Annotated in this window: 13 protein-coding genes; 6 read left to right on the forward strand and 7 right to left on the reverse strand. The window is 33.5% G+C overall.

Annotated features, from left to right (window positions below; genetic code table 11):
* Window positions 1-76: 76 nt before the first annotated feature.
* The 4 genes from Q0951_RS11325 to Q0951_RS11340 all read left to right on the forward strand — a co-directional run bounded on the left by Q0951_RS11325 (window position 77) and on the right by Q0951_RS11340 (window position 3902).
* The gene (locus Q0951_RS11325) at window positions 77-1630 is read left to right on the forward strand and encodes an OmpA family protein (RefSeq protein ID WP_299336935.1); all 1554 of its coding nucleotides are present in this window, start codon (window positions 77-79) and stop codon (window positions 1628-1630) included.
* A 119-nt stretch (window positions 1631-1749) separates the two neighbouring features.
* Window positions 1750-2799 carry a nucleoid-associated protein gene (locus Q0951_RS11330; RefSeq protein WP_299336936.1) on the forward strand — a complete coding sequence of 350 codons (1050 nt, stop codon included), beginning with the start codon at window positions 1750-1752 and terminating at the stop codon, window positions 2797-2799.
* Window positions 2800-2829: 30 nt separating this feature from the next.
* Complete coding sequence (locus Q0951_RS11335; RefSeq protein ID WP_299336938.1) at window positions 2830-3300, forward strand: DUF1572 domain-containing protein; 471 nt, start codon at window positions 2830-2832, stop codon at window positions 3298-3300.
* A gap of 107 nt (window positions 3301-3407) precedes the next feature.
* Window positions 3408-3902, forward strand: coding sequence for a CIA30 family protein (locus tag Q0951_RS11340; protein WP_299336940.1), 495 nt, complete (start codon window positions 3408-3410; stop codon window positions 3900-3902).
* A 67-nt stretch (window positions 3903-3969) separates the two neighbouring features.
* Here Q0951_RS11340 and Q0951_RS11345 read toward each other — a convergent pair whose 3' ends face one another.
* Window positions 3970-4950, reverse strand: a complete 981-nt coding sequence (locus tag Q0951_RS11345) for a PLP-dependent cysteine synthase family protein (RefSeq protein ID WP_299336942.1) — start codon at window positions 4948-4950, stop codon at window positions 3970-3972.
* A 202-nt stretch (window positions 4951-5152) separates the two neighbouring features.
* Complete coding sequence (locus Q0951_RS11350) at window positions 5153-6391, reverse strand: FtsX-like permease family protein (RefSeq protein WP_299336944.1); 1239 nt, start codon at window positions 6389-6391, stop codon at window positions 5153-5155.
* Between the two features lie 21 nt (window positions 6392-6412).
* Between Q0951_RS11350 and Q0951_RS11355 the strand changes: the two genes are divergently transcribed.
* On the forward strand, window positions 6413-7699 hold the full coding sequence (locus Q0951_RS11355) for a DUF1343 domain-containing protein (RefSeq protein ID WP_299336946.1): 1287 nt from the start codon (window positions 6413-6415) through the stop codon (window positions 7697-7699).
* A gap of 51 nt (window positions 7700-7750) precedes the next feature.
* Complete coding sequence (locus tag Q0951_RS11360) at window positions 7751-8215, forward strand: hypothetical protein (RefSeq protein ID WP_299336948.1); 465 nt, start codon at window positions 7751-7753, stop codon at window positions 8213-8215.
* On the opposite strand, the gene Q0951_RS11365 is transcribed toward Q0951_RS11360, so the two are convergent.
* The 5 genes from Q0951_RS11365 to Q0951_RS11385 form a co-directional block, all read right to left on the reverse strand.
* A complete protein-coding gene (locus Q0951_RS11365) occupies window positions 8202-8597 on the reverse strand; it encodes a hypothetical protein (protein WP_299336950.1) in 396 nt (131 codons plus the stop codon). The genes Q0951_RS11360 and Q0951_RS11365 overlap by 14 nt on opposite strands.
* Window positions 8598-8753: 156 nt before the next feature.
* Window positions 8754-9404, reverse strand: coding sequence for a hypothetical protein (locus Q0951_RS11370; protein ID WP_299336952.1), 651 nt, complete (start codon window positions 9402-9404; stop codon window positions 8754-8756).
* Window positions 9405-9655: 251 nt separating this feature from the next.
* Window positions 9656-10528 carry a glycerophosphodiester phosphodiesterase family protein gene (locus Q0951_RS11375; protein ID WP_299336954.1) on the reverse strand — a complete coding sequence of 291 codons (873 nt, stop codon included), beginning with the start codon at window positions 10526-10528 and terminating at the stop codon, window positions 9656-9658.
* The gene (locus tag Q0951_RS11380; protein WP_299336956.1) at window positions 10528-11367 is read right to left on the reverse strand and encodes a sterol desaturase family protein; all 840 of its coding nucleotides are present in this window, start codon (window positions 11365-11367) and stop codon (window positions 10528-10530) included. The genes Q0951_RS11375 and Q0951_RS11380 overlap by 1 nt, the downstream gene beginning before the upstream one ends.
* A gap of 12 nt (window positions 11368-11379) precedes the next feature.
* Window positions 11380-12279 carry a hypothetical protein gene (locus Q0951_RS11385; protein ID WP_299336958.1) on the reverse strand — a complete coding sequence of 300 codons (900 nt, stop codon included), beginning with the start codon at window positions 12277-12279 and terminating at the stop codon, window positions 11380-11382.
* Window positions 12280-12284: the final 5 nt, after the last annotated feature.

The following is a 12284-nucleotide window of genomic DNA, read 5'->3' on the forward strand; positions in this document are numbered from 1 at the left end:
ACATACATCATTCTTTGCTAATTGAATTTGATTATCTACCTTTAAAGTGGCTATTAATCAATTCATTGCAATCCTCATGACTGAAAATCTTGCATTTAAAAAAATGTTACTTACAAGTTTAGTATTTGTGTTTTTCATTCCCCTTTCCTACGCACAAACTAAAAAAATTAAAAGACCCAGAAGTAGCGTTGGTATATCAAGTGTCGATAATTTTGTAAGAGAGTCTTTTGATCTTTATGACAAGGTTTATAAATACGATGGTTACGCTGAAGCTGGAACTCCACTTGAAGATGAAGATATAGACACGCTAGAGGAAGCGCTTGATGATGTTACAGTATTAAGTGAAAGTGCCCCAGATATTATATCAGATCTCGATGGTCAGAACGTATTAAAACAAGGTAAAGCCACATTACAAATTAATAAAGCAAAAAAAGCGCTAAAATACAGTGTTAAGACTGCCAAAGAATTACTATTGGGTGAACGTAAAAGAAAAGAAGAGGAATCTGAAGACAATGATTCGTCTTCCGAGAGTGATGATGATAACATCAATAAAACCTCCTCTGAGAACAGTGAAGAAAATGAGGATATCCCTGAAGTGCCTAAAAACGTTTCTGATGATTTAGAAATATTGAGTAAATATGATTTTGTCCCTGGAGATAAATTGTTGTTTTTTGATGACTTTTCACAAGATTTTATTGGTGATTTCCCCTCTAAATGGAACACTAATGGTTCGGGAGAAACAGTAAAAGTCAAAGGTCAGAATTGGCTTGAGCTAAAATCAGGCTACGGACTTTACTTCATCCCTGATATAGAACAATTACCAGAAGATTATACCATTGAATTCGATATACTTACTAGTGGAATTTCAAAACAAACGTCGTCCACAGCCAGACTTAGTATATTTTTAAGTGACAACTTAAAATTTGATCGTGGAGAAGAACACTATACTGAAATCTCACTTCCATTTGGACAATTTGGAGTCTTCAATATTAGAGCGTCTAACTATTTCAACAGAGGAGGTGGTGATATTAATTCTCAAATAAAAGCTGATATCAGAACTGCTGTCTTAAACCAACCACATGTAGCTATATCTGTTACCAAAAAGCGTTTCCGATTGTGGGTAAACGAAGTGAAATATGTTGATATTCCTCGATTTATAGAAGTTCAAAATGTACTGAACCACATCAAATTTCACATCAATAATTTTAAAGATAACGAAGAGCGTGTTTTTATATCAAACTTAAAAGTTGCTGAAGGAGGTGTTGATCTAAGACGTAAATTACTTGCAGAGGGGAAAATCTCAACAAATGGTATTTTATTTGACTCTGGATCTTCAGATATTCAAGCTCAATCCTATGGTATCATTCGTCAAATTTCTCAGGTTTTACTTCAAGATGAAACAATCAAATTAAAGATTGTAGGTCACACTGATTCTGATGGTGGTGACGACATCAATATGAAATTATCTAAATCGAGAGCTGAAGCTGTTAGGCAAGCACTTGTAACTGTGTATAAAATTAATGCAAACCGACTCACTTCTGAAGGAAAAGGAGAAACAGATCCAGTTGCAGACAACTCAACTATTGCTGGAAAAGCTCAAAACAGACGTGTTGAATTTATAAAGCAATAAACATATTTAAGGTAACCAAATCGATGCCTCAGTCTTAGTGAAGGCGCCAAGGAGAAATCTTTGGCGTTTTTACTTATTTACACTAAATTTTAGTAGTATTGCAGCTCTAAATTCTTATCATGATCAAACGTAATAAAGCTTCAATTTCTAAGTGTATTCTTCATAAGGTTGGTAATAAATTCAACAGCACTAAAAACGCTTTTTCTGAACAAGTTATTGATTTTGAGGAGGTAAGCTACGACCTTGTGCTTCCATATTTATTACGTCCATTTACTAGTCTTTCTGAATCTTATCGCTTTAACCATCATGCTGATATTGATCTCAATGAAATTAATAGTTATGCAACCCAACTCTTAAATGACGACTCTAATTTTGTAGACGTTTCTAAACATATTGTGATGCATTTATTTGAGCAATCAAATTCTGCTCAAATTAAAACAGGAGATGTCATTGTATGTCTCTTTCATGATATTATTTATGAAGATTATCAAACCGATGCTGTTGGAATTTTTAAAATTGAAAATAAATCGCATTTTTTTCAAACCTATCTTGAAAATGGTAGTTATGATATTATTACTCAAAAAGGAATAGCTACAAAGAAAGTTGATAAAGGTGTCTTGATTTTAAATGCAGCCGATACTGAAGGCAAAATTGTATTGAGTGTTGACAATAATAATTACGATGCTCAATATTGGATCAAAAGTTTTTTAAACATTAAATATCCTGACGATGCTAACCAACACACAAAGAATTATATTGAAATGTGTCGAGAATTTTCAAAAGAAGTCATGCAACCTCAATTTGGCGGACAGGAACAGAGTAACTTCTTAGCTAAAACCGTCGATTTCTTTAAAGAGAATGACATTGTAAATATTGAATCTTTCAAAGAGGAAGTGTTTGAGGAAGAAGATACTATTCAGTTATTCGAAGATTATAAAAAAACTTACGAGAGTGATCATAACATCCTAATCAGAAATCAATTTGACGTTTCAGAAAGAGTTTTAAAAAAACAGAAGCAAAAGATAAAGACAGAGATCAAATTAGACACTAATATTCAAATAAAACTGGACGTAGATGCTCCTGATGCATCTGCTGAATATTTAGAACGCGGTTATGATGAGGAGAAAAAAATGCACTATTACAAAGTATTTTTTAATGAGGAAGGTTAATTAGCTTTTATTACCTTTAAATAAAAAATCATGAGTCTAAGTACTGCACTTGCCAACCATTTAAGAGCTGTGTTTTTTGGAGGTAACTGGACCAGTTCTAATCTAAAAGATCAATTATCAAATGTGACCTTAGATGTTGCATCTGTCAAAGTACAAGAATGTAATACCATACTTGCACTCACATACCATATTAGTTATTATATTTCTGGAGTTTTAGAAGTGTTTAAAAATAAGCCCTTGTTAATTAAAGATCAATACAGTTACAATTACCCTAACATAACTACTGAAACTGAATGGCAGACAATGCTTGATACTGTTTGGACAGATGTTGAAATTTTGGCTACATCTATAGAACAGCTAAAAGAAGAACAATTGTGGCAAGACTTTACAGATGCTAAATATGGCAGCTATTACAGTAACATCACTGGAATTATTGAGCACACACATTATCACTTGGGACAAATTTCATTACTGAAAAAGTTAATCAAGAATCCTTCATAATTTTCTAAAACTTAAGTTAAGGTCATTATTATCAGCTTAATCCCTTTGTATCTTTACAAAAAAGCTGTGATATGAAAATGCTTCTACTAATTTCAACACTAATACTAATGAGCACCTCTACTATCCTTTTTGATTTTACTAAAACCAGTAATCTTGATAATTGGCGTATTGTTGACGATGTGGTTATGGGAGGACGCTCTAACGGAAGCTTTGAGATCAACAAAGATGGTCATGGCAAATTTAGTGGTGATATTTCTTTGGAAAACAATGGCGGGTTTTCATCCTTGCGTTATAACTTTAAAACAAAAGATGTCTCCAATTATTCTAAAATTATTTTACAAGTAAAAGGTGATGGTAAAACATATCAATTTAGAGTAAAGTCCTCTTCCAAAGATTATGCATCTTACATCTACGAATTCCAAACAACATCAGATTGGTTGACTATTGAAATCCCCTTCGATGATATGTATCCTGGGTTTAGAGGTCGACGTTTACGTCAACCAAACTATGAAGGGGAAGAAATGGAAGAAATTGGTTTCTTAATTGGCAATAAAAAAGAAGAATCTTTTGAATTGTTAATTGATAAGATAGAACTGAAATAAAAAAACTTATCATAAACAAAAAAAAGAGTGCGAATTGCACTCTTCATTTTAATTATGTGATTCAAATTTAATCTATGTAACCCATTTCACGCATCCAGTCATTATTAAACATTTTGCCTACATAACGACTTCCATGATCGTGGAATAAGACTACAACAACATCATCTTTTGTAAAATGCTCTTTTAATTGCAACAATCCTTTCACAGCTGCTCCAGCACTATTACCTAAGAACATCCCTTCTTCTTTAGCTAAGAGTTGTGTATATACTGCTGCATCCTTATCAGTTACTTTAGTGAATCCGTCAATAATGGAAAAATCAACGTTTTCTGGAAGAATATCTTCTCCAATACCTTCAGTCACGTATGGATAAATTTCGTTCTCATCAAAAATACCTGTTTCATGATATTTTTTAAAAACACTACCATAGGTATCAATTCCCCAAACTTTGACATCAGGATTCTGTTCTTTAAGGTATTTCCCAACACCAGAAATAGTTCCTCCTGTACCTACACCTACAATAAAATGCGTAACCTTACCATCAGTTTGTTTCCAAATTTCTGGACCAGTACTTTCATAATGTGCTTTGGCATTACTTGGGTTATCATATTGATTAACATACCATGAATTAGGTGTTTCTTCACCTAATCGTTTTGATACCGAATAGTAACTACGTGGATCTGTTGGCTCAACATCTGTTGGGCAAACAATAACCTCTGCTCCTACAGCGCGAAGAACATCCATTTTCTCCTTAGACTGCTTATCACTAATTACAAAAATACATTTATACCCTTTTACGATGGCTGCCAATGCGAGTCCCATTCCTGTATTTCCAGAAGTTCCCTCAATTATAGTTCCACCTGGTTTTAAACGACCGTCTGCCTCAGCATCTTCAATCATTTTCAAAGCCATACGATCTTTAACTGAGTTTCCAGGGTTAAAGGTTTCATATTTAGCTAAGACCAAACAAGGAAGCTCAGCGGTTAATTTGTTGAGTTTTACCAAAGGTGTATTACCAATAGTTTCTAATATATTTTCTGCGTAGTCCATACGTTACTCGCCTAAGCGATAATCTTTTCTAATTAATCTAAATTCTGTGCAAAAATAGTTTAAAACTTAATGTTTACAATAAACATTAACTGATTTTTGCGTTAAGGGTTGCAGTGGCATCCTCTCCTCTGCCAGAGGCTTAGGAGAGATATAACGAAAAACCTGACCCTCTGAAGTCTAAACGAAAGAGGGTAACGCCCAACTATTCAAATCTGATAGCTTTGACTGGAGAAATTTTTGTAATGATAATAGATGGAATCAATAACATGAGTAAACAGGCTATAAATGTTCCAATATTGAGTAGTAAAATATAGTCTAACCCAATATGCACAGGGATGATTGATACATAATATTGTTCAGGGTCTGGAAATTTTAATATGCCGAATTTTTGTTGAATAAATAACAAAGCTAATCCGATAAGATTACCCCAAAATAAGCCTAAACAAATCAAATATGTAGCATTGTACAAGAAGACTTTTCTAATACTCCAGCTACTACTTCCTAAGGCCTTTAATATCCCTATCATCTGTGTACGCTCCAATATAAGTACAAGTAATGCAGTGATCATATTAATACCAGCAACAATGATCATAATGGCTATGATTCCGTAAGTATTGTTATCGAAAATTTTAATCCACTCAAACGTGGTTTCAAATTTTTCTTCAATGGTTTGCGTATCGAGCAATGATGGCGTATAGTCTCTTATGTCCTGTTCTTTTTCTTCAAGCTCTGTAAAATCATCTAAATAGACTTCAAAATTTCCAACTTGATCCTTTTTCCATTTATTCATTCGCTGAATATGACTGATATCTCCAATCATAAAAGTTTTGTCTATATCATTGAATCCAGAATTAAAAATTCCAACCACTTTAAATCGCCTTTGAAATGGCAACTGCTCAATGCTTTCTTTACTAAAAACTGTCTCAAAGTAATCACCAACCTGAAAACCTAATCGGTTAGCTAAATAACTTGATACAACTACCTCATTACTCAGTTTGCCTTCGTAGTTGGGCAGTGTTCCGTCCACCAAAAAATCATTGACATATGACCAATCGTAGTCTGCTCCAACGCCTTTAAGCACAATACCTTCAAAATCTGTCTCTGTACGAATCACACCAAACTTTGTAGCAACAGCCTGTATATGTTTTATTCCTTCTACAGTTTTAAACTCTGGATAAAAATCCTGATCTATAGATATGGGAGCAATGGACTCATTAGATGCATTGTTGTTATAGTTGTTGATAGTCACATGACCATTGAATGCCACTACCTTTTCCCGCACTTTCTTTTGAAGCCCCAAGCCTGTAGCAATTGCAATTAGCATCACAATAATACCAATAGTAATAGCAGCAATACCAATTTTTATTATTGGAGCTGAAACACTACTTTTATACGCTTTACTGCCAATAATGCGTTTAGCTATAAATAACTCGTAATTCAAAATTTAAAAATGCGTTTATCGATGTTCAAAAATAGGGTTTTCCCAATAATTATTGTGATTGTTTTGATTCTCATTTCCTGCGGAAATAAAACTAATGAGAAATCTGCAAATAATAACGTGGCTGCAAGTCAAATTCAAAATGATAACCTGCCGAAATTTGAAGGTGATATTATCGTTGGTGCTGACCGGAAAAACATTTATTTACCATTGTTAAGGGGAAAGCGCATTGGAATTGTTGCTAATCAAACCTCGGTTTTAGAAGTTGCTGAAAGTCAGGCAATAGACTCTGTAACTGTTAAGAGCGTTAAGGTAAACTATCATCTTGTAGATTATTTACATGAATATAGCAACATTACAGTAAGTAAAGTTTATGCTCCAGAACATGGTTTTAGAGGCAATGCTGATGCTGGAGAATTAGTTAAAGATGGTATAGACACAAAGACAGGTATTCCAATTATTTCTATTTACGGAAAAAACAAAAAACCATCATCGGAACAACTTGCCGATATAGATATTATGGTTTTTGACATACAAGATGTAGGAGCTCGCTTTTACACCTACATATCGAGTCTACATTATGTCATGGAAGCTTGTGCTGAAGCTAATATTCCTGTGCTTATTTTAGACAGACCAAATCCAAATGGGCATTATATAGACGGTCCAATTTTAGAACCTGAACATAAAAGCTTTGTTGGCATGCATCCTATTCCAGTTGTTCATGGTATGACCATTGGAGAATATGCAAAAATGATTAATGGTGAAGGTTGGCTTAAAGACAGTATTCAGTGTGACATCAAAGTTATTAGAATGAAAAACTACACACACAACAGACCTTACAGTTTACCAATAAAGCCTTCGCCTAATTTACCAAATGACCAAGCAATTAATCTATATCCCAGTCTTTGCTTTTTTGAAGGCACAAATGTGAATGCAGGTCGCGGTACTTCAAAGCAATTTCAAATTTATGGGAGTCCGTATCTGGATAAAACGAAATATGATTTCAAATATATTCCATCACCTAATACAGGTGCAAAATATCCAAAGCACGATGGAGTACTATGCTATGGTGAAGACCTAAGTGAGATTGATACTTTATCTCAGATAGACCTTAGTTACCTGATAAAGGCCTATCAAAATTCAATTGATAAAAAGGTCTTCTTTATTGACTATTTCACCACATTGGCAGGCACTAAAGCATTGCAGCAACAAATTGAAAATGGTATTTCGGAACAAGAGATTCGAGAAAGCTGGGCTGAGGGTCTTAGCGCATTCAAAGCCACAAGAGCAAAGTATTTGATTTACAAGTAGACTTATAGCTTGTCTGAACTACATAGATACATAGCACCAATTAGAAATTCAATGAGATCTCTTCTGAAAGGAAGTGTAAAGTTTACTGAAATATATGAGTATTGGTCTATGGAAATTAATTTGACTTGGACAAAACACTGGATAAAGATCCATGTAACTTCAAGGGCTCAGCATTTAAAAACTGATTTTATCTCATGTAAACTATCGCAAGCCTACTTTCTGGGATTATTCTTAAAAGGTGTTTCCTATGGAATAGGTCTAGGAAGAGCTGACAACAGTGCATCTTTAAAGTTTTCTGGTAGAAAAAGTGAATATTCTGATATCATTTTAGAAAGCGCTGCAACACAATACTTGTTAGACAGCCGAAATGCATCAATAGAACTTGATAAAAAATGTCTTATTTTTAAAGGATCTGTTCGTAAAAAAGATCAAATCAGTTTATCAAATATATTTATATTAATTGAAATGCTTATGGAAGAAATAGATGATCTTACAGTTACTTCTAATCATTCTTAAGTGCTAATCGCTCCTCCTGCATTGCCAATAGCCATTCATTATCTCTAAAGACTTTGACAACAAATACGATTCGGATTGGTGATTGTACAGCTACAAAAACATGCTTGCCTTTACTAAGCTGATTTAGTGGTATTTTGATGTGTGTATCATTAACAACCATATCAACTTCACGCTCATAGTCAGTACTAACTGAATACACTTTATTTATAAGTGATCCACTTTGAAGAATTAAAGTATCTTTTGTTTTATTGAGCTCTTGAATTAAGCCTTTAGCTCTAATATTAACATTTTTCTCAAGCTTCGCAAAATCGTTTTGGGCTTGAGCATTGTAGTTCAGTGAAGTGATTAAACTAAAAAAGATTACAGTAATAACTAATTTCATATGTAAACGTTGGTTAACGTCAACAAAAAATGAACTAATAGCGTTTTGTAATCCCGAACCTTAAAACTAATTCCTTTTTTGGTTATCGAGCAAAAAAATCTACGAACGGCATATTTAACCGAAGTACAGTTCTTTCTTGTTGATCTTGGGTATTAATTAATCATTATAAGGTTTTCCATTAGGACGTAAGTGTGTTCTTCTGTACTCTGCTCTAGATTGGACTTTTGACCGGTCTGGTTCAGTAAGATTGTAAGCCAGTGTCACCTTTTCTTCAAAAGTTTCATAATCCTTATCAGCATTACTATTTGCTAAAGTTATATTAGCCCTATCTAACTCTAAGTCTGTATTGTCAATATCAGTAGATGTTATCTCTGATTCTAGTTCAACGTCTTCAATGTCATTAAGAGCCACATCTGTATCAGAAGCTCGAACATAATCAAATGGTAATTTTCTGTCTATCTGAAAAACAATGATCTTATCTGCTTGGTAAAACATTACTGTATACTTACCCAGTGGTAATTGATCTAATGGAATTTTTGCACTTTTAACAGCTGGCTTGAACTCAAAGACCTTTTCTGTTGTTTTGTTTATAAAACGTACCTTCTTAAAAAGAAACTTATTTTCAAGCAATAAGGAATCTTGAGAATCTGATAAATTGTGATTCAGATCAAATGCTAAAGGATTGATATTTTTACGAATAGTTGTATAGGTTTCTTCTTGAGCGAAACTAATGCTGCTCATAAGTAGAAATATCACTATTGCGCACAGGCGATTTATTGGCACGCCAAGGCTAGTTAACTTGTTCATGATTGGGGTCATTTAAAGATTAAACTAAAAATATTTCCAACCTCTTTATTGAGGGAATTGGATTAATTTATTTACATCAAATTTAGGGTAGTAAATTGTCCAAATCTAAGTTGTTGGTTGAAAGCAAAAAAAGAAACGATTAAGTGATAGTGGAAGTAAAAAAAACAGATTAAATGCAGAAAATCAAACAAAATTCATTTAGAATTAAAACCGTAAAACCTTAAAAATGAACACTTAAACGAAAGCGATACTTATTTTTTCAATCTCAATAGCTGAATCACTCTATTTGGATAATCTGATATAATTCCATCTACATTCAGATCGATCATGAGGTTGATATCACCAACGTCATTAACCGTCCAGGGAATAATTGCAAAACCTTTGTCTTGGAATGTTTTAACCGTATCCTGATTTAATAATTTGAAATACGGACTGATGATTTCAGGTGAAAAGGATAACCTTGACAATTTAGTTGAGATATCTTCATTTTCATCAACTAATAGTGCTATGGATATCTCATCATTTGTTTGTTTTGTCAATTCCAATGCTCTTAGATCGAACGACTGAATAGTAACTCTATCTTCAATCTGTTTTGAAAAAATATCATCAAGCACTAATTTGACAAATGTTTCAACAGCTGGTGAGTATATGTTATCGTATTCAGGTCGACTCTTAATTTCAATATTGTAATATATAGACTGTTCTGATGATTTTTCAGCAAAATCAATAACGTCTTTTAGTAAAGGTTTATAGACTTTTTCTTTAGCCTGAAGTGGAAAATTCGTATGTCCTTTTGATCCACAATCATATAGCTTGATACTGTCATAAGTCATCTGAAACATATTAAACTGTTTCTCATTATTTTGAGAAATCTCATTTCCGAAGACATCTAACGCAATCTCATGATTCATAAAGGGCTCATGAGATACAACAACTTCAAAATCCTTTGAGATCACGACATCCAACTCCAGGGTTTGAACACCAATATCTATAGCTCTTTTAAATGCAGGTAATGAATTTTCGGGATGCAAACCACGACAGCCACGATGCCCTTGAACATCAAGTGTCGTTTTGGAGCTGCAACCAGCTAGTAGAACGAAACAGAATAACCACAGATAGCGCATTATTCGGAGAAATTAGCAGTAGTTGGTTTACGGTATTTATGAAACGGTTGTTTGAGCAGATCTTTGATATTAGAATTTGTGACTTCATCAGGAAATGTATCTACACCATAAACAATAGACTCTCTATCTAAGGTCATATAGGTACCAAAAAGTCTATCCCAAACCGAAAAAATATTTCCATAATTAGAATCTGTATACGGCAACATATAGTGGTGATGTACCTTGTGCATATCTGGAGAAACAAGAACATAACTTATGGCCTTATCTACCTTTTTTGGTAATTTGATATTGGCATGACTAAACTGTGTAGCCACCAGTGACAAGGATTGATACAACATAACAATAGCAATTGGAGTACCAACAATAAACACACCTATCAAGGTAAAAACGAAGCGAATCACACTTTCTAATGGATGGTGCCTATTTGCAGTTGTTGTGTCTACTTTATGATCTGTATGATGTACTAAGTGCACCATCCAAAGCGGTTTGACTTTATGTTCTACGTAATGTGCCAAGTAAGCACCTACAAAATCTAGAAGAAAAACACCGAGAAACACGTAAGCCCAAAGCGGCAAGTTAGGAATCCAGTTGATAATCCCAAATTGAGTCTCTTTTACCCAATCTGCAGATGCTACTAACAAAAATGCCAATCCGAAATTTACAATGATGGTCGTTAATGTAAAAAATAAATTAGGAACTGCGTGTTTCCATTTCTTGTATTTAAAATTGAATAGTGGCAACGAACCTTCAAGCAACCAGAAAAAAGTAATACCTCCAACAAGAATAATACTTCTATGAAGTGGCGGTATTGTTTCAAAATAATTAATAATTGTATCCAATGGTCTTGTAAATTATTGAACGTTTGTAATGATAGTGTTAGCTTTTTTCAAATTTACTAAAGAAAGTTTACTTCTCCACAAACTCGCATTTTTTTCATCCTTTAGTAGTCGGTAAGACGTAAAGTAAAGCAGTGCTAACAATGATTCGTTGGTAGAGTCAATTTGAGTATCTTCTAGCTTTCTCAGCTTGCGTAAGACTCGTTTTGGCTTATCTAAGATGACATCTTGTAATAATTTAAGCAATTCACTTTTTTGTTGTAATGCAGCCTTATTTTCAACATCCTCATTAGGTAAACGTTGCTCCGCTTCTTTAAGATAAATATTAGAAAGATCAATTATTTCTTGTCTTACTTCATCATTAACTATAGCAGCTGCATCAATATATTTTGATGCTAAACGAAATGAAGTGATAACATTTTGTTCTTTAGAATAGTTATCTAGTTCGACTTTCAAAAAAGAAGTATCCATGTAATATTTCATAATGAAAGCCGTCATATTTAAATATTGGTCATAAATAATATCAGTATTAATGATATTACCATTGACATCCATAATCTTAATACTATCGTCGTTAAATTTATCAATGTAACGATCTGGTCTCTTGTCTTTAATTTGATTATAAAGCTCTGCATATTGCGACTCATTAACAACTACAGGTATAAAATGCTCCCAAATAAGTTGATTTATAGATTCATTCTTAAACATATCTTCAACAAAAACTACCCTTCCATTAGTATCTAAAACCTTAACCGGAAATGGAAATGTTGTTGAATCTTCCCACATCATAAAGATTAGTTTATTTTGAATGCTAGCTAATCGTTTACTCGCATCTAAAGAAGTCATCCATTCTTGAGACTGACAAACCTGTAACGAACTAAACATCAATACAAAACTTAAGACAATGTTTTTCATAAACT

Origin of the sequence: uncultured Psychroserpens sp. (assembly GCF_947501425.1) — a bacterium.
Lineage (GTDB): Bacteria > Bacteroidota > Bacteroidia > Flavobacteriales > Flavobacteriaceae > Psychroserpens.